A 20,242-nucleotide genomic window follows, 5' to 3' on the forward strand; every position below is an offset into this window, starting at 1 on the left:
CTATGCCTTTTCGATCGCTTTGTCGCTGATGTCTTTGCGGCACCAAGCACCTTGCCAACGAATCTTGCGGACCGCCGTGTAGGCGTTCAACTTGGCGGTGCTGATCGAATTGCCGATCGCGGTGACGCCAAGGACGCGTCCGCCGTCGTTGACGACCTTGCCGTCTTTGGTCGTGGTGCCCGCATGAAAGACCTTGACGTCTTCCACTTCGTCGGCTTCCGCCAGTCCGGTGATCTCAAGTCCCTTTTGGTAGGAACCGGGATAGCCTTCGCTGGCCATCACGACACAGATGCTGGGACGCTCGTCCCACTCGAGTGAGCCGATTTGTGAAAGCTTGCCTTCGGCTGCCGCGTACAGGACTTCGAACAGGTCGCTTTTGAGACGCATCAGCAGCGGCTGGCATTCGGGGTCGCCGAAACGGACGTTGAACTCCAGGACTTTTGGACCGGCGTTGGTCAGCATCAGCCCGGCGTACAGGACGCCTTTGAACGGCTTGCGGGCTCGTTTCATCGCGTGGACGACGGGGACCAGGACGTCCGATTCGATGCGTTCGAACATCGCTTCGTCGACAATTGGGGTGGGGCAGTAAGCGCCCATGCCGCCAGTGTTTGGGCCCTGGTCGCCGTCGAAGGCGGGCTTGTGGTCTTGTGCCGCCGGCAGCGAGATAATCGTTTCGCCGTCGGTGATCGCAAGCACACTGGCTTCTTGACCAATCAGGCGTTCTTCGATGATCAGTTCGTTACCGGCGTCGCCGAACTCCTTTTGTCCGGCGATGCGGTCGATCGCTTCGAGGGCATCGCGGCGTGTTTCGCAAACGATGACGCCTTTCCCGGCTGCCAGTCCATCGGCCTTGATGACCACTGGAACCGGTTCGTTCGGCTCGGGGTATTTGTCTTTGATATAGCGGCTGGCTTCTTCGGTCCCGCGGAAGGTGCGATAGTCCGCGGTGGGGACGTCGGCGGTGTGCAGGAGGTTTTTGCAGAACACCTTGCTGCCTTCCAGTTCGGCGGCAGCCGCGGAAGGGCCAAACACCAGCAAGCCCGCCGCTTCGAACGCGTCGACGATGCCAGCGACCAGTGGGGCTTCGGGCCCGACAACGGTCAGGTCGATTTGGTTCTTGGTGGCAAACTGGACGAGAGCCGGGATATCGGTCGCGGCGATTTCGACGTTGGTCGCTTCGATGGCGGTGCCGGCGTTGCCGGGCGCGACGAAGACCTTCGTGACTTTGGGGCTTTGTCCGAGTTTCCAAGCGAGTGCATGCTCACGACCACCGTTGCCAACAACCAGAACTTTCATCAAACCACTTCCAAGGGGCGGTACGAGGGGATGTAAACGCGTTTCGATTTATGGATGCCAAGTGTCTGCGCTGGACCGGTTCCGTCAATCGCTAGCCAATCGAAACAGGCCAACGAATCTCGCAATTGCCGGGAAAACCCAACGCAGTGCGGGAGGGGGTGGGGGTGAGCAAGCCGCGTCTGACCGGCTTTGTTGTCTGATTGGGAACAGAAAAAGGCCGAATCGGGGGCTGGGAGTCATTCGATGGAGGTCAATCGGACTTTAGTGACGGATAGTGGTGGACAGGTTCGCCTTTGTGCGTATAATCCTCTGAGTCCCGCCGGGAAGCGTTTTCTGTCGCCATCCTTTCCTTCCCCACCCTCATGGCGACGCGGTTCCCCGACGACTTGTTTTTAACAAGGCGGCGGCCGTCAGAGCTCCCCACTCCCTTGACGGCCGTCGCCTTATTTTTTGCAGTCATGTCTGTCAGTCAGTTGCTCTCGCCACTTCGCTTGCGGGTTTCGCGTGACTAAGATTGACGCGTCTAAACTTCCCCACCTAGGAGTAGAAGTGTGAAACGTTCACCCTCTTTCTTTCGACGATTGTTCGCGGCCGGCTGTGCGGTTGCGTTTGTATCTGCGTCTGTTTTGGCAAGTTCCGCGTCCGCCGAAACCGGCACGCTGAAGATGACTTTCAAATTGAAAGGCGACGCGCCAAAGGGCAAGACGCTGAAACCCAACGTCGATGAAGCGTTCTGCGGCAAGAACCCGATTCCTGATGAATCGTTGGTCGTCAATGGCGACAACCATGGCATCAAAAATGTCATCGTTTACGTCTACACCGGCCGCCGCGGCACCGAATTGCCAAAGATGGACCTGAAGGCAGAAACCCACGTTTTGGCAAACGAAAACTGCCGTTTCGAGCCACACGTGCTGATCGCAAAGAAAGGCGACACGATCAAAGTGACCAACCCTGACACGGTCACCCACAACGCGAACTTTCAATTCTTCAACAACACCGCTCAGAACTTGACGGTTCCTCCAGGGGCATTCGTTGACGTCGAGCTGAAAGACGCCGAGCCAGCACCGACGCCGGTCGCTTGCAACATCCACAGCTGGATGAAAGCTCAGGTTTTGGTTGTCGATCACCCCTTCGCCGCCGTCACCGATGAAAACGGTGTGTTGGAAATCAAAGGCCTACCAACCGGCGAAGTTGTCTTCCGTGCAAACCACGAAACCGGTTCGCTGAAAGACGTCGTTGTCGATGGCAAGGACACCAGCTGGCGCAGCAGCCGCTTCGAAGTTGACATCAAGCCAGGTGTCAACGAAATGACCGTCGAAGTCCCTGTCGCGGCATTCCAGTGATCGCATTCGTCGGGTAACCGACTCGTTATTCATCCGAAAGGCCGGGTTCGTCGTTGTCACGAACCCGGCCTTTTTTAGTACCAATCGGATCTCGTTTGCATTGTCCGATGGAATGACTGATCAGCAGGCGACTGGCCGCCAGAGTGCGACAATTTTTAGGCAGGTCACCGTTTAGCCAGTCAGCCAAGTTTCGGTTACGCTACCGACATGAATGCATTGCGTACGATTCTTCCAGTCGACTTCACGGTCGGCGTGATTCTGGTGACCGGTCTGATGTCCATCGGCGGATGTGATTCGACGGTCAAACAGTTTCCCTCAAACCGTGTTCACGCACTCGTCGTCGAAACGAGTCGCGATGTGCCTACCGATGCCGCGATGGCGGACGTCGAGCAGGTCGTTACGGCTTGGTTCGGGACTCCAGAAAAGCCGACTTGGCCAAGTGAGTGGATTGAACTGCCAGCCGCCCGACAGTTGGTCGATTTGGACCGCTTGCAGCGTGCGTCCGGGCGAGTCTATAGCGACAAGCAAAACCGCCACTTCGGTTTGTACACCGAGCACTGCGTCACCTGCCATGGATTGGCCGGTGGCGGCGACGGTCCGGCGTCGTTGCTGCAGAATCCCTACCCCCGCGATTTTCGGGCGGGCGTATTTAAGTGGAAGTCGACGGACCGATCGGCGAAGCCAACGCGTGAAGATGTCTCAAAACTGTTGGTGCGTGGCGTGCCGGGCACCGGGATGCCTTCGTTCTTACGAGTGGATTCCGACGACCGCGAAGCCCTCGTTGATTACGTCATTTACTTGGCTGTTCGTGGCGAGTTTGAACGCAAGTTGTTGGACGATGCGATCGACGAATTGGGGTACGAGGACACTCGCCCAGAAGACGACGCTAGCTTGACCAGCCTGGTCGGCCTTTCGTCTCGAAACGATGAAGCGGCAAGTGTGCCAGTCGCTTTGACCGTCGCCCAAGATCGCTTGAACCAGATTGTCGATGCCTGGGTTATGGCGCCCGAGCAGGTGATTCCCGTTCCCGATGAAACTGGTTTTGACGCGTTGTCGGTTGAGCGCGGTCGTGATTTGTTCCATGCGGTCGAAGGCGGGATTGTGAATTGTGCCGGATGTCATGGGCCCAACGGCGACGCCACGGTCGCGACCGTGGACTTCGACGATTGGACGAAGGAATTCACGACGCGATTGGCGATTTCGCCAGAAGATAAAGCTGCGGTGAAGCCATTCCGTTCCGCCGGTGCACTCCGCCCGCGGCAAATCTTTCCAAGAAAGCTGAGCGATGGCGTTTATCGTGGCGGTGGCCAAGGCGAGACCTTGTATCGGCGCGTTGTCGCGGGAATCGCCGGAACACCGATGCCAGCCGCACCGGTTGCTGAGAGCAGTTCACAGGACACCAAAACATTGTCGCCGCAGCAGGTTTGGGACATCGTTCACTTTGTGCAGACGCTCGGCGGTGTACCCGTTCGTGGGGATGCGTTGAAATCGGCAGTCGAGGATGCGGAGTCCGTCGAGAAAGGAGAATCGCGATGACACGCGATCGATATCGCAGCATCGGGGCGATCATCGGGTTGGTGGTCGGTTTTTCGTTGATGAAAGCGTTCGGGTTGGGTGGTGTCTTGGTTGGGGCCGTATTTGGAGCCAGCGGTGCGTTGATCGGCGGGATTGTCGGCGAGCAAGTTTACGGCCCGCGAGATGGCAGGTGATTTGGTGAAGTCGAACGAAATCAGCGATTCGGGACAGACCACAAGCGTCGACCGAACATCAATTGTTTGGTTGCACCGGTTGACGGTGCTGTCGGTTTGTTTGGTGTGGCCATTGATTTGGGTCGGCGGCTTGGTCACGACCTACGACGCCGGGATGGCGGTCCCTGATTGGCCGGGGACGTATGGCTACAACCTTTTTTTGTATCCGGTCACCACTTGGCTGTTTGGGCCATTCGACTTGTTCATCGAGCATGGGCACCGTCTGCTGGGTGCTGTTGTCGGGTTCGTCAGCATCGCGATCGTGATTGCTGCCTTCCGTCAGGAACGCAGGCGATGGGTTGTCGGCCTGTCTGTTGCGATTCTGTTGGCGGTGATCTCGCAGGGGGCCCTCGGGGGCGTGCGTGTTTTACTCAGTGATCGCACGATCGCGATGATTCACGGTTGCTTCGGCCCGGTGGTATTTGTGATGTGCTGTTTAGCAGCAGCGGTGACTGGGCCACGCTGGGTGGGGCGGGTTTACCGCGAAGGTGCTTGGCCCCGCACGCGTGCTCTCGGTTGGGGTGTGGTGCTGGTTGGTTGTGCTGCCGTTTTGTTTAGTTACACCCAACTGGCTTTGGGGGCACAAATCCGCCATGTCCAACCTTGGACGACTCCGCGAATGTTTACCGCCTTAGTGGCCACACATATTACCAGCGCGTTTGTTTTGTGGGGTTTGACTCTGGTTTTATGGCTTTTGGTGCGACGCTGCGGCGATATGACGCTGTCCAGGCCTAGCGGTTGGTTGATATGGTTTGTAGGCGTTCAAATCCTGTTGGGGACGGGAACCTGGATCGTCAACTACGGCTGGCCGACGGTGTTGGCCTTTTTGCCGGTTGGTGAGGGGTTCTTGGTTCAGTCAAAAGGGTTTATCGATTCGATTATCGTGACGGCGCATGTGGCTTTCGGGTCTTTGATCCTGGCGACGAGTGCTGTTGTCCTGTTGCAAGTGTTTCGCCAGCGGTATTTGGCAAAGGCCATCGATTCAGGAGTTCGCCAGTTAGATAGCTCTGACAAAGAGTTGTCAGTGGGCTCAAGTGATCGCATTTCCAGCACCCAAGATCCGGTCGTTGCATCGAATTAAGTAGAGCATGTCTAGCAATCTCTTTATCGCCGAACCTGCCCTTGAAGTCGCCTCGTCTGGCAGCATGTCATCAAACGCAGTGTCTTCTAGTGCAGTGATTGGAACGGAGTGTTCCGTCGGACTCTTGAATGCCGAAGAAGGACGCCGACCGGCGTATACGAACATGTCATCAGTACAGGCGATTGACTATTCGCGCGAGTCGGCAGACGACGCACGTTTGATCAGCGATTTGGTGCAGCTGACCAAGCCTCGCATTGTGGTGATGATCCTGGTGACGACCGTTGCCACCGCGATGATCGCGGCGGGCGGCTTTGTCGCGATCGGTCCATTGACGTTGCTGCTGTTCGCCACGGCGTTGGTCGCCGGAAGTGCTGGTGGCGCGAATCAGATTTGGGAACGTGTGATCGATTGCCGGATGGCTCGAACAGCGGTTCGCCCGTTGCCGTCCTCACGCATGTCAGTTGGCCTCGCGACAGCGTTCACCGCTTCGATCGGAACGCTGGGGACGGCACTTCTGTGGCTGGGGTTTGGCCCGGAACCTGCCGCCGTCGGGCTGGCGACGTGGGTTTTGTATGTGTTTGCGTACACGCCAATGAAAACTCGCACCTCGTGGAACACCACGATGGGCGCCATCGCAGGTGCACTGCCGATGTTGATTGGCTACACCGCATTCGGTGGATCGCTCGATAGTTTGACCGGCTGGTTGCTGTTCGGTGTCTTGGCCGCCTGGCAATACCCGCACTTCATGGCAATCGCGTGGCTTTATCGCCGCCAGTACGCCGAAGCGGGTTTCTGCATGACCACCACCGTTGAGCCGACTGGAATCTCGGCGGGTTTGCAAAGCGTCACGGGGTCTCTCGCTGTCGCGATTTGCAGCGTCGCGCTGTGTTTTCCGTCCGCTGCGACGGTTCCTTCCGTAATCGCATCGGTCGCGGTACTCGCCGCAACGTTGCCAATGTTCCGTGCTTCGGTTGGTTTCCTAAAGCAGCGTGACGACGCGACCGCGCGTCGTTTGCTTCGCTCGTCCCTGTTGGTTCTGCCAGCGGTCTTGGCGGTTGTCACCACACGTATCTTTTGGTGATTTCGATTAAGCTGCTGAGACTTGCCCCGTCTGGCGGTATCATGCCAGTGGTGGTCGCAATTCCGTTGGCTGAGAGGGACTGAAAATGAAAACTGCTGCAAACATTGCCGTCATTCTTATGCTCGGTGTCGTCTTGGGGCTGGTGTTTCGGGGCATGAAGCGTTCGGAGGACGGGCGGATCGAAGGGCCCGGTCCAGAGGATGTGGTCTACACCAACGAGGTCTCGCCAGGTGAGCAACCGTTGGTGAGGGAGAGTAGCGAAGTCGAAAACGCAGAAGTCGCCCGGCCGGCAAAGGTGCCAGGGTTGCTGACGAGTTTTGAGCTGACCGAGCGAAGCGGCGACACGGTTAGCAGTGACGATCTGTTAGGCCAGCCTTATGTGGTCAGTTTTTTCTTCACGACTTGTCCCAGCGTTTGTCCTCAGCAGAATCAAAAACTGAAGCAGCTTGCCGAAAAGTACAAAGGCCAAGGCGTCAAGTTCTTGGCGATCTCGGTGGATCCGGAGACGGACACGCCAGAAGTGCTGCGTGAGTACGCGGCGCGATTCAATGCCGACAAGGACCAATGGTTGTTCCTGACAGGTGACCTGCTGTATATCCGCCGGATTGCCGGCGACCTTTTTCAGCAGCCTGTCAACAAAGGCTTTCACACCGAGCGATTTGTTTTGGTTGATGGCGAAGGGAACGTGGAAGGGTTTTATAGTTGGCCAGAACCCAAGCAGCTTGAGAAGCTGCAACAAGCAATTGATGAGATGATTTAGAATGTGGGAAACGCTTGCGAAGGGATTGCCACACTGCACGGCGCTGTTGAACACGGCGGCTACGATTGTTTTGGCGTTTGCGTTGATCAATATCAAACGCGGCAAAGTCAAAGTTCACAAGAAGTTGATGCTGTACGCGCTGGGGATCAGTGCCGCATTCTTGGCGTTGTACTTGTTGCATAAGGTCGCGCTGTATCAAACCACGGGCGAGCCCAACAAGCGTTTCCCGGCGGATGCGCCACAGGCCGCGCGTTACACGTACTTTTCAATTTTGGGATCACACCTGATCTTGGCGATCTTTGTGCCGTTTCTCGCCTTGCGGGCGGTTTACTTGGCCAAGAAGGGTCGCATCGTCGCTCACAAGAAGCTCGTTCGCTGGGCGTATCCGATTTGGATGTACGTCTCGGTGACCGGTGTCTTGGTTTATCTGATGCTGTATCAGTTGTACGCGACGGCATAGCTTTTTCTGTCGCGATCGATCGCCGCTTGAATCTTGGGCGGCGATCCAATGAAAAAAGCCGCAGCGTTTTCACGTTGCGGCTTGTTTTTTGTTCCTGTCACACGATTGGGTCGTGCGGCGGTTTAGCCTTTCTTGGCACCGACGTAGGCCATGCGAAGCAGATGCAGGACTTCGTCGAACATCTTGTCTTCTTCGTCGTCGGTGTTGCCTTTGGTTTTCTCTTGCAGCATTTCCAGCGTGTCGATGAAGTGCTTGGCCATCATCAGGTCCGTCGACTTTTCGTTGGTCGACGGGTTTGCCATCACGCCAAGGGCCATCATCGCTTGGCTGTAAAACGTGCTGATCAGCATCGCCAGAGAAGCAGGCGGCAAACTGGCGGTTGGGTCGTCCGCGTCTGGAGATTCCGCAGGTGCGGTTTTCTCTTTCTCGACTTGCGATTTCCAGTCGTTGTCGACAACTAGTTCTGGTTCGTTGTTGGGTTCAGACATAGGTGTGAAGTGAAGTAGCGAGTGTTGGAAAAGCTTCGGCGGCCTTGGTAAGCGGGGCTTTACCGTTGGCTGACAGACGGTTGGTCTGACGAGCGTCGTTCGCTGGCACGTCCGATCGTCGCTTCGACAAACCCGGCGAATAGCGGGTGTGCTTGCAGCGGCTTGCTTTTGAATTCGGGGTGGTATTGTACGGCAACAAACCAGGGGTGGTCAGGCAGTTCGACGATTTCCACCAGGCTGCCATCGGGGCTGGTGCCGGAGATCACCAAGCCGGCGTTTTCAACCGTTTCGCGGTAGGCGTTGTTGAATTCGTAGCGGTGGCGATGGCGTTCGGCGACCTCTTCGCTGCCGTAGCAATCGTAGGCCTTGCTGCCTTCGACGAGCTTTGCCGGTTGGCTGCCCAGTCGCATGGTGCCGCCGAGTTGGGTGACGTTTTGTTGTTCATCCAGCAAGCAGATGACTGGGTCGGGCGTGTCCTTGTCGAACTCGCTGGAGTGGGCTTTTTCGAGTCCGCAGATGTTGCGGGCGAATTCGATCACGGCGCACTGCATTCCCAGGCAGATCCCAAAGAATGGAATGTTGCGTTGGCGGGCATAGCGGATCGCTTGGACTTTGCCTTCGACGCCACGTTCGCCGAAGCCACCGGGGATGAGGATCCCGTCGTATCCGGACAGCAGGCGTTCGGCGCCTTCGCGTTCGATGTCGCTGCTCTGGATCCGGCCGATGCGGATTTGGGTTTGGTGGTGCATGCCGGCGTGGTCGATCGATTCATAGATCGACTTGTAGGCATCTTTGTGTTCGGCGTATTTGCCGACGACGGCGATGCTGACTTCGTGGCGCGGGTTGCGCAGGCGGTGCAGCAGATCCGTCCAGGGGCTGATGTCCAGCGACTTGCTGGGCAGGTTCAGCCGTTTGACGATCAGTTCGTCCAGCTTGTTGTCGACCAGTGAGATCGGGACTTCGTAGATGGAGAAGTCTTTGTCTTTCTCTTCGATGACCGCTTCGGAAGGCACGTTGCAGAACAAGGCGATTTTGTCGCGTTCTTCACGGCTGATCGAATGTTCGCAGCGGCAAACCAGGATGTCTGGCTGGATACCGATTTCACGAAGCTGGCCGACCGAGTGCTGTGTCGGTTTCGTTTTCAGTTCGTCGGCGGCCTTGAGGTACGGCACCAGCGTGAGGTGCATGTACAGGACGTTTTCGCGGCCGACGTCTTGGGCGTACTGGCGGATCGCCTCCATGAACGGCAGGCTTTCGATATCGCCGACGGTACCGCCGATTTCGGTGATCACGACATCAACGTCGTCGCTTGCCATCCGGGCAATCACCGATTTGATTTCGTTGGTGATATGCGGGATCACCTGGACGGTTTTGCCCAGGAAGCGGCCTTTGCGTTCTTTCTCGATCACGGACAGGTAGATCTGTCCGGTGGTGTAATTGCAGTCTCGCGTCAGCGCGCCGCTGGTGAACCGCTCGTAGTGGCCGAGGTCCAAGTCCGTCTCGCTGCCATCGTCGAGCACGTAGACCTCCCCGTGTTGGTAGGGGCTCATCGTGCCCGGATCCACGTTGATGTATGGATCCAGTTTCTGCATTCGGACTCGCAATCCACGCGATTCCAGAAGCATTCCAAGCGAAGCGCTCGTGAGGCCTTTTCCGAGCGAGGAAACGACCCCGCCGGTTACAAAGATGTGTTTCGTCATGGACGCGGATCATACCGCGCCGATTCCGGACGTGAAGGTGTGCGTTGCTGCCATTGTCGCCTTTCCTCCGATCAATCTCGGGGCTGGCGCAATCGGGCAATTCAAATCACTCGGCAATCACACTGAAGGCGATGTGTTTTTGAAGCGATTGCGGAACGCGTCCAGGTCAGCAGGGGTGTCGATTCCCGACGCTGCGGGGCCGACAAAGGCGACGGCGATTTTCTTGCCAGCTTCGATCGCGCGAAGTTGTTCGAGTTTTTCGACCTGTTCCAAGTGGCTTTGCGGCGCTGACGCGAACCAACGCAGAAAATCAGGGCGGTAGGCATATAGCCCCAAATGGTGCCAGTACGTCGCCGGGGTTTGGTGGAGGCGTTCGCTGGGATCGCCGTCGCGATCGTGTGGCACGCAAGCACGGCTGAAGTACACCGCCCTGCCCCGCCCTGCCCCGTCATCCGCATTGGCCATGACGACCTTGACGATCCCGGGATCTGTCAGTGCGGCGGCCGATCGGATCGGAGTTGCCGCAGTGCTCAGGTCGGCGTTTGAGTCGCTCAGCAGTGCTGCCGCGACCGCGTCGATCGATTCGGGGTCGATTTCCGGTTCGTCACTTTGAACGTTGATAAAGAGGTCGACGTCGGGCATTTGCTCTGCGACGTAGGCGATGCGGTCGGTTCCGCTGGCGCAGTCCTGTGGGGTCATGATCCAGCGTCCGCCAAAGGATTCGACCGCTTCTGTTAAGCGAGGATCGTCGAGTGCGATAATCACGCCGGATGTCGCCGACTTGGCACGACTCGCCGCTTCGTAGGTATGTTGCAACACCGTTTTGCCGGCGACAACTTGCAGAAGCTTTTCATGTAACCGTGATGACGCGAGTCGGGCTGGAAGGACGATCTGTGTCTTGGTCATTGCGGCGATACAGTTCCGAAAATACAAGTCGATGAGACGTTAGCAACACACCACACATTGTTTGTGTGTTCGCCGTATTGTTTAAGCGTTTGTAGGGCGAAGTCTCAAGTCCACGATGGAGTCGGTTCGACGTTTCGCGAACGCTGACCCAAATCGTTCAGTCAGCCAGCAGGGTCTTGATCGTTTGGCGAAGCAGCGTTTCGCCGCCAAACTTCATGCCCAGGCCTTCGAGCTTGTCGGTGACGATCGCGTTCTTGGCTGTTTTTTCAGGACCGTTGATCGTTGCCGAACTGCCGCTGATTTCCTTGGCGATGGTTGCCACTCGATAGTCGCTTATCATTTGGTCGCAGCAGTTGAACGCTTCGCCGCTTATCTTGGCGTCTGTTGTGAGCAGCAGGTTACACGCTTTGGCGACATCTCGAGCGTGCACGCATTTGCTCCCACCGGTGGCCGAGACCGAGTCGCCGTTGGCGACTGCGCGGGCGAGATCGAACCACTTTGATTGTTCGATCGGATTGGCAATGCCATAGATCGAAGTCGGGCGAACGCTGACACAGGACATCTCGCCAGAATTGCCATAGTGATGAACTAGCGTTTCGACAGATGCTTTGTAGGCGCCATAAAGCGTGTTGGGGCGTGCGGGATGGGTTTCATCGAGCGGATGACCCGGCAGAACATCGTCATGGACGGCACCTGACGAAACGAAGACGAATCGTTTGACGTTCGCTTTCCGGGCGGCTTCCAGCAAACGCAGTGATCCCGTCGCGTTGCGATTCCAGTAATCAATCGGATCGTCACCGGACGCGAGAAACGATTCACCGACACGGTGTAAGCCGCTGTGTATTACTGCGTCGACACCGCGTAGCAACGCTTCGGTTGAAGTTGCGTCGCCGAGTTGCCCCATGATCCAAAGCACGGGGGCTTCGGCGGCAGGCGGTTTTTCACCACGATGCCACGCTTGCAAGTCGTGTTTCGGGGCCAACTCGTCGATCAGATGGCGTCCCAGAAACCCGGTCGCACCGGTCAATGCAATTCGCATTTTGTCATCGCGTGAAATAGAGAATGGACTCGGGTGGCCAGCAGAATGTACCAACCTGGCAACCATCACGCGAACTCTCGGTGCGAGGTGGGAGTCGCCCGAAAGAGGAAAGAAGATTTGCTCAAACCAAATTCGCCAAAAAAGAAACCGCCTCAGCCTGGTGAAGGCTTAGGCGGTTACTTTGCTTGTTTGCCAGACAGAAATCCGTTTGGCTAGTTGGCCATCGCGCCCGCGATCGCCTGCCCTGATTTATCAAAGCTCTTCTGTGTCGCAGTGGTCATGGACGCGACCGAACCGATGCAGACGGCGACGATAAGGGCCAGCATCACGGCGTATTCCACCGCGGTGGTGCCGTCCTCGTCTCGCGCGAGCGAGAGTACGGTACGAACAAAATGTGGAGATTTCATATCGAATATGCTTTTTGAGTGATTTTCGCTTGGAAATAGGCGCAGCCAAAGAAACATAGGCCACCAATCTGCGTAGACCTGGGCATCGTGATCCACATTACGGGGTGTATTAAAGAACAGTCCTCCCCGCTGACGTTCGAAGCGATTGTTCCGGTTGTGTGAAGTTTGACTGCGATTTCGAACCCACCCCTCCCAGGGCCTGTTGGGTTGTCGCGTTCAGTCGGATTGAAGCATTGCCGATCCCTGTTGCCAAACTTACCCTGTTGCGATGAAATCATCGCGACGCAACTCGTTTATCCCCCCATTGGCCTGATGCTCGGACCTGTATTCAATCGTGAAGCGATCGTCCTACCCAAGCGGTCAAAGACCTTTCTGGCGCGGGGGCTGTATGTGTTGGCGATGTTCGGGCTGATCTGCACCGGATATTTAGTGCTAGACGGATCTCGATCGTTGTCGACCGTTTCCGATTCGGCCCGTTTTGGCGGCTGGATGTTCTCGCTGCTTTCGCCGTTGCAATTGTTGGTCCTGTCGAGCCTTGCCGCAGTCGGCTCTGCATCGAGTGTCGCGCAGGAGAAAGACCGACGAACGCTGATCTTGTTGTTGATGACGCGGCTGAGTGGTTTCGAGGTCGTTGTCGGCAAGTTAACCGCGACGCTGCTCGGCCCGTTGGCGATGTTGCTCGCCGCGTTGCCGTTGTTCCTGGTGTTGCCATTGCTCGGCGGAGTTTCGCCAAGCCAAGTGCTTTCCGTCTTCTTGGTCACGACAGCTTCGGTCGTGTTTGCCGGCAGCGTCGGAACAGTGGTTGGCTTGTGGCGTGAGAAGACGTTCCAAGCGATCGCGCTCACGGTATTGATTTTGTTGATGCTTTTGGGACTTGGCGAGATCGCGATCGCGACATTGCATCCGCCGCAGGAGTACGCCTTGGCGATCAGTCCGATTCGAGCGTTGTCGGCGGCCGCTTCACCGCTCGCAAAACTCTCCGCGGATACTGCACTGGGAGTCACATTGTTCAGCTGTGTCGCTGCTGGCGGAACGGTCCTGGTTTTATTTGTCGGTGTCAGCAAGGTCCGCGTCTGGAATCCGTCACGCGAAGTCCGTTTGAAGACTCCGGAACCGGAAACCAGCGAAGAGGCTGAGAATCAGGAGTCGCCGAGCAGCTGGAAAGTTCGTCAGCCGCGACCGGTGTGGAGCAATCCGATTTTGTGGCGAGAAGTGCGTACCTGGGCTTACGGGCGCAAGGTCGTTGTCATCCGCGTCGCGTTCGCGTTGTTGTTTCTGTTGGGTGCGGCGGTGATTTATGGCCAGATGCGAGACGGAACGGCTTTCGAACCGGCGGCACGTATCGGTCGGGCGCTGCCAGCGGCGACCTTGCCTGTCGCGGCGATCGGTGTGATCAGTTTGGTGTTGGTCAACGCATTGGCGGTGAACTCGGTCACCGGCGAACGGGACGGACTGGCATTGGACCTTTTGTTGGTCACCGATTTGAATCCACGAGAGTTCGTGTTTGGCAAGCTGTTAGGCGTGTTCTATGTCGGCAAAGAGTTGATTGTTTTGCCGATCTTGTTGGTGATCTTTATGGCATCTCAAGGCGTGATGACCTACGAAAACATGGTCTATGCGATCTTGGGTGCATTGGTGCTGTATCTGTTCGTGACGATCCTTGGCATTCACTCGGGGATGAATTACGTGGCTGGCCGCACGGCGACACTGGCGAGCCTCGGCACGGTGTTTTTTCTGTGCGTCGGCATCGCGATTTGTATGACGATCATGGTCAGTTTCCGTGGAGCGTTTCAGTTACAGCTGGCACCGTTCTTGGTCATGATTTTGGGTGGCGGTGCAGCCCTATTCGCATCGCTAGGTTGGCGAAACCCGTCGAGCGCGATCTTTCTTGCATCGTTTACGCTGCCGTTGATCACGTTCTATTCGATCACTCAGTTTTTGCTTCAGACCGACCACCTGTTCGTGTTCTTTTCGATGGCGGTCGGATACGGATTCACGATCGCAGCCTTGATGATTCCCGCTCTCAGTGAGTTCGATGTCTCACTGGAGCGAGATCGTGGTTCCGAAGGGAATAGCTGATTGAGTATTCTTTCGCCGCACGCCGGCTGGCTATTGCCGATGGCGATCTTGATCGTCCTCAGTGCGCTTTTCAGCGGAAGTGAAGCGGCGTTATTCTCGCTGGGCGCTCGCGACCGTCGGCGTCTCCGTCGCGGCGGAGTTGGCGGACGTATCGCGCACCGTTTGCTTGAAGACTCCGAGCACCTTTTGTCGGCAATTCTGTTTTGGAATTTGCTGATCAATATGACCTACTTCGCGATCGCATCGATCGTCGCCGGGAAGCTGGAGGCGGACCCGAATGGCGGTGCGAGCGTTGCGGCGGTGTTTACGGTCGTTAGTTTGCTGGTGATTATCTTCTTCAGCGAGATGCTGCCCAAAAGCATTGCGGTGCTCGAACCGACGCGGGCATCGATTCTATTGGCGCCGCCGATGGGCATTGCTGTCCGATTAATTGGCCCTGTGTTGCCGGTGGTGCGGACGTCAAACAAGTTGGCGGGGCGTTTACTTTGGCCGACGTTTCAACCGGAAACCGATATCGATTTGGCGGATATCGAGCGAGCGGTCGAATTGGGAACCGATGACGCGGCGTTGTTGAAACGCGAGCGTGTTGCGCTGAGCAGCATGGTTGAAATTGCCGACATGCGGGCAAGTGAATTGATGCGTCCACGCAGTAAATTGAAACTGGTCGAACCGCCACTCAATCGTGAGACGACTTTTGAAGGTCCCATCCCCGGCGGCTACGTCATTGTGACCGACGACGACGGCGACCGGATGGTCGGCACCGTCGCGGTACGTTTGCTGCGTCCGAGCCAACTGGATCATTTCGAGCAACATATCGAGCCGGTGATCTATGTGCCTTGGTCGGCGCCGGTCGCGCGCGTGCTGTCACTGCTCAACGAACAGGATATCAGTGTGGCTGTCGTCGTCGACGAATACGGGGACGGTATCGGTGCCTTGTCGATCGATCGAATCTTTCGCCGGATGTTGGCGCCGCAGCATGACCAGTCAGACGAGGCTGTTATCTCTGACGCAATTGAAGTTTGCTCGCCGGACAGGTTTCGTGTCTCTGGCGGTGTGTCGCTTCGCCAGTTCGCAAAACGGCTTGGCGTCGAAAGTCCTGAGGGATCGGTGGCGACCGTCGCAGGGTTTATTCAACGACACAATGAACGATTGCCTCGGCTTGGCGATGAAGCGATCCTGGGAGGTTTCCGTTTGACGGTGATTGAACAGGACGACGAATCGGTGCGGATTGAAGCGCAGCGGATCTTGAATGACGAATCGAACGCGATGGAAGGAGAGGGAATCTAATGGTTCTGCTCGCAATCGCAATCTTCGTATTCGGGTTGGTGCTCAGCGCGTTCTTTAGCGGCAGTGAAACCGGTCTGTACCGGGTAAGTCGAACGCGGTTGGTGTTGGACGCGCTGGACGGTTCACCACCGGCGAGGGCAATGATTTGGTTGATCAATCGTCCTACCATTTTTGTCGCGACGGCATTGGTGGGGAATAATCTCGCCAACTTCTTGACCAGTTTCGCGATCGTCATGTTGGTCGGAAGCCTGTTTGGCGTGTCCGCAACGGCCGAACTGATTGGCCCAATGTTGATGACGCCGATTGTGTTCGTATTCGGGGAATTGCTTCCCAAGTACTGGTTTTTTCAAGCGCCGTATCGGCTGTTGAATTTGGTGAGCCCGCTGATTTTGATCGCGACGATCTTGTTTCTGCCGGTGTCGATGGCGCTGGCAGGACTATCAATCATTTTGAGCTGGGTGACCGGGCAGACGCCATTGCGGTTACGTTTGGCGATGGCACGTGGCGAATTCATGCAGGTGTTACGCGCCGGTGAAGAAGCCGGTGTGTTGCATTCCGGCCAGCGATCATTGGTGGAGCAGCTGTTCGATGTTGGCAACCAACTCGCGGTCTCGTTCGCGGTGCCGCTTGACCGTTTGGCGACGGTGAACCTTCCGCTCAGCGAGGACGAAGCAAATCGAGCTCGGCGTCAAAACCACCCGATCGTTTTGGTTCAAAACAAGAAGCGAATCGTCGGATACGTCCGCTATTCAGAATTGGCGACCGCAGGGGCGAAGGCTGAGGTTCGCCCTGTGATTCGTGAGTCTGTTCACAGTCGGCATCTAAAAGTGCTGCTGCGGTTGTACGACGCGGCCAGTGAAGTGGCATTGTTGTGCGATGATTCGAACAATGCGCGTTCGGTTGTCACGCGTCGACAGCTTTTACAGCCGATGATCAAATAGATCAGTCTTTGTGATAACCGAGCTGCGAGATCACATGAAGCATCTCGTCGCAGGTGATGTAGCGACGGTGGTTTTGCAGCTTGTATTGGTCGATTGCCAACGCGAGTTCTCGGCCGGCTTGTGAAAGACCGCTGTGAGAGCTTCCGAACTGTCGGCGTTCACCTGTGACACGTGACCCACCCTGTTTCCGTCGATCGACAAACCCGGGATTATTCATGGGAGATTGATTGGAGGATGATGTCGCGGACGTCGAGGAATTGGTTGGCAGGGGATGAGGATTCACCAGTTCGGACGCTGAGAGCGACTCGGTATTGGAGAGCGACATGAAAAGGTCTCATTGGATGAAGGAACGTGGTTGTGCGGGCAAGCTCCGGTCCGTCGGTCTACCAATCCTTAATGGGCGTTGCCGGTTGAAAGGGGTCGAAACCGGCGTGGGGCAATTGCCGCGAAGATGCGGAGTCGACGAACGAGGAGAATGGCTCGTCTGAACCGCATCGGCCTACACAGTTCGTCAATCAATCTTAGGTTATCGCTGTGGACGCTGCCCCAAGATGCCTCAGAAATACGGCAACTCTGACCGGCGGAATTCCCGCATTTATCGGTCAGGGGTGATGATGGCGGTTGAACGTGGGGCAGTTGATTTGACTCATTCGGCTAAGCGTCAAAACCCCTAGAATCCGTACTCGCCATGCGCTTCGCAGGAGCAGGCGGGAAACCGCGACCGTTCCGTATTAACGTAGCTTGCGATCTTGGTCTGCTTTTTGGGCGGCAAGTTGTTCGGGCGTGAGGAGGAATTTTGACCACCCGCTTTCGACCACCAAGCCTTCGTTAAGTTGCATCGCCTCGGCGATCTCTTGGCTGGCCGCGATCGTGTCGCCTTCGCTGAGGCGAATGGATGCGATTTGCAAGCACGGTTCGGCCATTTCGGGTGACTGCAATTTTGCTTTGGCAAAATGCTTGATTGCCAATTCGGGGCGCCCGAGATTTTTCATCGCGATCCCACGTAGCATGTGGACGCGAGTCGGAAGCGACGCGAAGGAGCTTTCGTCTTCGGCGCGATCAAGTGTCGCGAGAACCCGGTCGTATTGTTCGTCGCTAAGGTAGATTTCTGCGACACGCATTTTCACGTCAACGAAATCTGGCTGCAGCGCAAGGGCGCGGTGATAGGCCGCTAGGGCTTCGTCACGATTGTGTCGTGCGGACAAGCAATCACCGCTGAGGACCCATGTATCAGCCATGTCACGCTGAGCGGCGAACGCGATTTTGGCTTGGGCTTCGGCATCGTCTAAACGGCCGACATCGAAATACATCTGGCCCAGGCGTACGACCAGACGTGGGTCTTGTTCGCTCAGTTTGACCGCCGTTTCCATGTGCTTGATCGCGGCGTCTTTCTGATCGCGTTTCCAGTAAGCCTCCGAGAGTCCGCGGTGGGCTCGGTCGTCGGTCTTGCAAAGCGCGAGTGCTTCTTGGAAAAGGTGTTCCGCTTGATCCCACTGCCCCTGACGCATGAATTCCATGCCACTTCGCGACAGACGGCGAGCACCGAGTGTTTCGCCATTGTTTCCAATCTTGCGGATGGTTCGGCAGCCCAGTCCCGAAACGCAGCACGCAGCTAGCGTCGCGATCAAAAGTGATCTCAGCGATCGTCTCAGCCAGGCACGACCTTCCATGATTGGTGCTAGGTGAAGTTTTGAGAGAAAACAGGGCGAAGGAATGAGGGCACTGTGGTGGGGGCAGTGCATCGTCACGGATTGCCTGACGCCGAAAAGGTTTGTCTCGCACCGTGTCGAACGATGGACTGTTTTCGCCGCCACGTTAAATGGGGCTTATTGAGATCGACCGGAGCTGACAAAATACACCGTAGCAACCCATTGCCTTCGGTCGCAAGACGTTGTTTTTCGTGCCCGATTGATGTCCACTCCCCTGCCCCGCTCCATCCGACATGCCGACTCAGTTCGACAGCTTTGGCCTTCGCTTTTTGTACCCCGAGAACTGGGAGGTCGCCGAACGCGAAGAAGACGAGGGTGACCAGGGCGTGACGCTGGATTTTCCTGGTGGAGGTTTTCTCAGTCTCGAACGCAGGCAAGCCAATCAGGTCGATGACTTAATCGAAGGAATCGTCGATGCGATTACGTCGGAGTACGATCACCCAGAACGAGACCAGACGACGATGGAGTGGTTGCCGCCAGGGACCGCTGTGACCGATTTGCGATTCTATTATCTCGATCTGCTGATTGTCAGCCGTTTGATCGTGCTCACCAATTTGCCGGACTGGTCCGAGGACGATGTCCTGGTCGTTCAGTTGCAGGCCGAGAGCCGTGACTTCGACAAGAACGAGCCGATTTTGGGCGCAATCTTGAAGCAAATTCTGGGTTAAGGCAGTTGGGGCGTGAACCGCCGAGACACAGCCTAAACGAGATCTTGCTTGCGCTTTTTGCGGCGGCTACGCGAGCATTCACGACAGACGCCTTGGATAATCATCCGATGGCTCTCGACCCGAAATCCATGCAACGAGGCGACTGAGTCACGGATCGCTAGCAATTCGTCGCTCTGAAATTCCAGCAGTTTTTGACAGCGTGTGCAGTACAAGTGATCGTGCTGCGGGTAGCCGTAGTCATGGTCGTAGACGGTTCGCCCGTCCAGCTGGAAGCTATTGAGTAGCCCCGCGTCGACACATTCGCGAAGCGTTCGATAAACGGTCGCGGTGCTGACATAGTTCGGTTCGCCACGGCGGGGAAGCCGTTCGATCAGTTCTTCGGCGTCGAAGTGATCGTGTTGGCTGAACACCTGCTCGATCAGAAACTTGCGTTGATTCGTTTGACGTAGCCCACGCGATTGCAGGTACTCGCTGAATCGTTCCTGTGGCGAGAGCGAGACCTGGAGCGGTTCCACTTTGGTTGCCACGGGATCACCGCTGGACTGGTCGGGCATCTTGGACGTGTCGGTCAATGAACTGGAAAAGCGGATTACAGAGAAGTTTTTGCCGTACCGAACGCCGGCACCGTACCAGTCTACACGCCGAGCAATTTTTTGTCGTCCGCCCGATGCATTTTGCTTGCGTTTGAGGGCTTGCTGGGGATCTGATTGCCCTCGCAAACGCCGGACGGCTAGTTCCCCGATTTGTAACAATCAGGTACTAGCCGTGTCGGTTGAGATCAAATTGGTCTGGTGACCGGAAGGTGCCCGGTTCCTGGACAAAAATGCAGGATTAACCCAACAGATCGAGGAATCGATCGAGGGCCGCGTCCATTTTTTCAGGGGTGTCGTATGCACCGTCAGCGATTTGGCGGCGAATTTCTGCCACTCGATCAAAACGAATGCCTTCTCCAGCGACAGCGCCTTGAGATTCGATTCGGCCTGCGGCACTTGCCGACGAGCTCAGGTCGAGCTGATCGACTGGCCCACGGCTGGTCGCTTGGTCGGCGGCGCGAGTGGATTCGTTTCCTGCGACCTTGCTGGTGGCTTGGACGTTGGAAGTCGACTGAGTAGTGCTAACCCGAAAGGGGCCGTAGATTTGCATCTGAGCTATGCTCCGGTGACGATGGGAGGATTATGCCGATGCCGATGAACGTCAGCGGTGACGCAAACGCATCGGAAGGCGAAATTGAGCGACGGGGGCCGGATAG

Annotated in this window: 21 protein-coding genes; 11 read left to right on the top strand and 10 right to left on the bottom strand. The window is 56.6% G+C overall.

The window, feature by feature from the left end:
- A complete protein-coding gene (purD, locus tag CGZ80_RS23790; RefSeq protein WP_094418175.1) occupies positions 1–1,296 on the bottom strand; it encodes a phosphoribosylamine--glycine ligase in 1,296 nt (431 codons plus the stop codon).
- A 551-nt stretch (positions 1,297–1,847) separates the two neighbouring features.
- On the opposite strand from purD, the gene CGZ80_RS23795 reads away from it, so the two are divergent.
- The 7 genes from CGZ80_RS23795 (at position 1,848) to CGZ80_RS23820 (ending at position 7,769) form a co-directional block, all read left to right on the top strand.
- Positions 1,848–2,639, top strand: a complete 792-nt coding sequence (locus tag CGZ80_RS23795; RefSeq protein ID WP_233148630.1) for a methylamine utilization protein — start codon at positions 1,848–1,850, stop codon at positions 2,637–2,639.
- A 207-nt stretch (positions 2,640–2,846) separates the two neighbouring features.
- Entirely contained in the window at positions 2,847–4,175 is a 1,329-nt protein-coding gene (locus CGZ80_RS23800) for a cytochrome c (protein ID WP_233148631.1), read from the top strand.
- Complete coding sequence (locus CGZ80_RS28380; protein ID WP_198953776.1) at positions 4,172–4,348, top strand: hypothetical protein; 177 nt, start codon at positions 4,172–4,174, stop codon at positions 4,346–4,348. Before CGZ80_RS23800 ends, CGZ80_RS28380 begins: the two co-directional genes overlap by 4 nt.
- A 4-nt stretch (positions 4,349–4,352) precedes the next feature.
- Entirely contained in the window at positions 4,353–5,468 is a 1,116-nt protein-coding gene (locus CGZ80_RS23805) for a COX15/CtaA family protein (RefSeq protein ID WP_143544122.1), read from the top strand.
- Between the two features lie 7 nt (positions 5,469–5,475).
- A complete protein-coding gene (locus tag CGZ80_RS23810) occupies positions 5,476–6,549 on the top strand; it encodes a protoheme IX farnesyltransferase (protein ID WP_094418177.1) in 1,074 nt (357 codons plus the stop codon).
- Positions 6,550–6,634: 85 nt separating this feature from the next.
- On the top strand, positions 6,635–7,309 hold the full coding sequence (locus tag CGZ80_RS23815) for an SCO family protein (RefSeq protein ID WP_094418178.1): 675 nt from the start codon (positions 6,635–6,637) through the stop codon (positions 7,307–7,309).
- A gap of 1 nt (position 7,310) precedes the next feature.
- Positions 7,311–7,769, top strand: coding sequence for a DUF420 domain-containing protein (locus tag CGZ80_RS23820; protein WP_094418179.1), 459 nt, complete (start codon positions 7,311–7,313; stop codon positions 7,767–7,769).
- A 122-nt stretch (positions 7,770–7,891) separates the two neighbouring features.
- On the opposite strand, the gene CGZ80_RS23825 is transcribed toward CGZ80_RS23820, so the two are convergent.
- The 5 genes from CGZ80_RS23825 to CGZ80_RS23845 all read right to left on the bottom strand — a co-directional run bounded on the left by CGZ80_RS23825 (position 7,892) and on the right by CGZ80_RS23845 (position 12,309).
- Positions 7,892–8,257 carry a DUF1844 domain-containing protein gene (locus CGZ80_RS23825; RefSeq protein WP_094418180.1) on the bottom strand — a complete coding sequence of 122 codons (366 nt, stop codon included), beginning with the start codon at positions 8,255–8,257 and terminating at the stop codon, positions 7,892–7,894.
- A gap of 59 nt (positions 8,258–8,316) precedes the next feature.
- The gene (locus tag CGZ80_RS23830; protein WP_094418181.1) at positions 8,317–9,957 is read right to left on the bottom strand and encodes a CTP synthase; all 1,641 of its coding nucleotides are present in this window, start codon (positions 9,955–9,957) and stop codon (positions 8,317–8,319) included.
- A gap of 117 nt (positions 9,958–10,074) precedes the next feature.
- Entirely contained in the window at positions 10,075–10,863 is a 789-nt protein-coding gene (gene kdsB / locus CGZ80_RS23835; protein ID WP_094418182.1) for a 3-deoxy-manno-octulosonate cytidylyltransferase, read from the bottom strand.
- Between the two features lie 157 nt (positions 10,864–11,020).
- Positions 11,021–11,902 carry an NAD-dependent epimerase/dehydratase family protein gene (locus CGZ80_RS23840; protein ID WP_158222833.1) on the bottom strand — a complete coding sequence of 294 codons (882 nt, stop codon included), beginning with the start codon at positions 11,900–11,902 and terminating at the stop codon, positions 11,021–11,023.
- Positions 11,903–12,114: 212 nt separating this feature from the next.
- Positions 12,115–12,309, bottom strand: coding sequence for a Flp family type IVb pilin (locus tag CGZ80_RS23845; protein ID WP_094418282.1), 195 nt, complete (start codon positions 12,307–12,309; stop codon positions 12,115–12,117).
- Positions 12,310–12,621: 312 nt separating this feature from the next.
- Here CGZ80_RS23845 and CGZ80_RS23850 point away from each other — a divergent pair, with 312 nt between their 5' ends.
- From CGZ80_RS23850 to CGZ80_RS23860, 3 genes are read left to right on the top strand one after another with little or no spacing between them, the layout of a single operon-like run.
- Positions 12,622–14,388, top strand: coding sequence for a hypothetical protein (locus CGZ80_RS23850; protein WP_094418283.1), 1,767 nt, complete (start codon positions 12,622–12,624; stop codon positions 14,386–14,388).
- Positions 14,389–15,675, top strand: a complete 1,287-nt coding sequence (locus CGZ80_RS23855; protein WP_233148632.1) for a CNNM domain-containing protein — start codon at positions 14,389–14,391, stop codon at positions 15,673–15,675.
- Positions 15,675–16,616, top strand: a complete 942-nt coding sequence (locus tag CGZ80_RS23860; RefSeq protein WP_094418185.1) for a CNNM domain-containing protein — start codon at positions 15,675–15,677, stop codon at positions 16,614–16,616. The genes CGZ80_RS23855 and CGZ80_RS23860 overlap by 1 nt, the downstream gene beginning before the upstream one ends.
- 1 nt (position 16,617) lies before the next feature.
- On the opposite strand, the gene CGZ80_RS23865 is transcribed toward CGZ80_RS23860, so the two are convergent.
- Together CGZ80_RS23865 and CGZ80_RS23870 are read right to left on the bottom strand one after the other, a co-directional pair.
- Positions 16,618–16,833, bottom strand: coding sequence for a hypothetical protein (locus CGZ80_RS23865; protein ID WP_094418186.1), 216 nt, complete (start codon positions 16,831–16,833; stop codon positions 16,618–16,620).
- Positions 16,834–17,347: 514 nt separating this feature from the next.
- Complete coding sequence (locus CGZ80_RS23870; RefSeq protein WP_158222834.1) at positions 17,348–18,286, bottom strand: tetratricopeptide repeat protein; 939 nt, start codon at positions 18,284–18,286, stop codon at positions 17,348–17,350.
- A 272-nt stretch (positions 18,287–18,558) separates the two neighbouring features.
- On the opposite strand from CGZ80_RS23870, the gene CGZ80_RS23875 reads away from it, so the two are divergent.
- Positions 18,559–18,993 (top strand): hypothetical protein, encoded by a 435-nt coding sequence (locus tag CGZ80_RS23875; protein WP_094418188.1) that lies wholly within the window; start codon positions 18,559–18,561, stop codon positions 18,991–18,993.
- Between the two features lie 32 nt (positions 18,994–19,025).
- Here the strand turns inward: CGZ80_RS23875 and CGZ80_RS23880 are convergent, their stop codons facing one another.
- A complete protein-coding gene (locus CGZ80_RS23880; RefSeq protein WP_094418284.1) occupies positions 19,026–19,547 on the bottom strand; it encodes a Fur family transcriptional regulator in 522 nt (173 codons plus the stop codon).
- 277 nt (positions 19,548–19,824) lie between these two features.
- Positions 19,825–20,136 carry a flagellar biosynthesis anti-sigma factor FlgM gene (locus CGZ80_RS23885; RefSeq protein WP_094418189.1) on the bottom strand — a complete coding sequence of 104 codons (312 nt, stop codon included), beginning with the start codon at positions 20,134–20,136 and terminating at the stop codon, positions 19,825–19,827.
- Positions 20,137–20,242 lie beyond the last annotated feature (106 nt).

Source organism: Rhodopirellula sp. MGV (genome assembly GCF_002251265.1).
Taxonomy (GTDB): Bacteria; Planctomycetota; Planctomycetia; order Pirellulales; family Pirellulaceae; genus Stieleria; species Stieleria baltica_A.

What these genes read in the sequence shown, in the direction of transcription:
- CGZ80_RS23820 (WP_094418179.1), top strand. Translation starts at nt 7,311, where the DNA reads ATGTGGGAAACGCTTGCGAAGGGATTGCCACACTGCACGGCGCTGTTG.
- CGZ80_RS23870 (WP_158222834.1), bottom strand. Translation starts at nt 18,286, where the DNA reads ATGGAAGGTCGTGCCTGGCTGAGACGATCGCTGAGATCACTTTTGATC.
- CGZ80_RS28380 (WP_198953776.1), top strand. Translation starts at nt 4,172, where the DNA reads ATGACACGCGATCGATATCGCAGCATCGGGGCGATCATCGGGTTGGTG.
- CGZ80_RS23875 (WP_094418188.1), top strand. Translation starts at nt 18,559, where the DNA reads ATGCCGACTCAGTTCGACAGCTTTGGCCTTCGCTTTTTGTACCCCGAG.
- CGZ80_RS23865 (WP_094418186.1), bottom strand. Translation starts at nt 16,833, where the DNA reads ATGAATAATCCCGGGTTTGTCGATCGACGGAAACAGGGTGGGTCACGT.
- CGZ80_RS23860 (WP_094418185.1), top strand. Translation starts at nt 15,675, where the DNA reads ATGGTTCTGCTCGCAATCGCAATCTTCGTATTCGGGTTGGTGCTCAGC.
- kdsB (WP_094418182.1), bottom strand. Translation starts at nt 10,863, where the DNA reads ATGACCAAGACACAGATCGTCCTTCCAGCCCGACTCGCGTCATCACGG.
- CGZ80_RS23830 (WP_094418181.1), bottom strand. Translation starts at nt 9,957, where the DNA reads ATGACGAAACACATCTTTGTAACCGGCGGGGTCGTTTCCTCGCTCGGA.
- purD (WP_094418175.1), bottom strand. Translation starts at nt 1,296, where the DNA reads ATGAAAGTTCTGGTTGTTGGCAACGGTGGTCGTGAGCATGCACTCGCT.
- CGZ80_RS23825 (WP_094418180.1), bottom strand. Translation starts at nt 8,257, where the DNA reads ATGTCTGAACCCAACAACGAACCAGAACTAGTTGTCGACAACGACTGG.
- CGZ80_RS23880 (WP_094418284.1), bottom strand. Translation starts at nt 19,547, where the DNA reads ATGCCCGACCAGTCCAGCGGTGATCCCGTGGCAACCAAAGTGGAACCG.
- CGZ80_RS23815 (WP_094418178.1), top strand. Translation starts at nt 6,635, where the DNA reads ATGAAAACTGCTGCAAACATTGCCGTCATTCTTATGCTCGGTGTCGTC.
- CGZ80_RS23845 (WP_094418282.1), bottom strand. Translation starts at nt 12,309, where the DNA reads ATGAAATCTCCACATTTTGTTCGTACCGTACTCTCGCTCGCGCGAGAC.
- CGZ80_RS23850 (WP_094418283.1), top strand. Translation starts at nt 12,622, where the DNA reads ATGCTCGGACCTGTATTCAATCGTGAAGCGATCGTCCTACCCAAGCGG.
- CGZ80_RS23800 (WP_233148631.1), top strand. Translation starts at nt 2,847, where the DNA reads ATGAATGCATTGCGTACGATTCTTCCAGTCGACTTCACGGTCGGCGTG.
- CGZ80_RS23885 (WP_094418189.1), bottom strand. Translation starts at nt 20,136, where the DNA reads ATGCAAATCTACGGCCCCTTTCGGGTTAGCACTACTCAGTCGACTTCC.
- CGZ80_RS23840 (WP_158222833.1), bottom strand. Translation starts at nt 11,902, where the DNA reads ATGCGAATTGCATTGACCGGTGCGACCGGGTTTCTGGGACGCCATCTG.
- CGZ80_RS23810 (WP_094418177.1), top strand. Translation starts at nt 5,476, where the DNA reads ATGTCTAGCAATCTCTTTATCGCCGAACCTGCCCTTGAAGTCGCCTCG.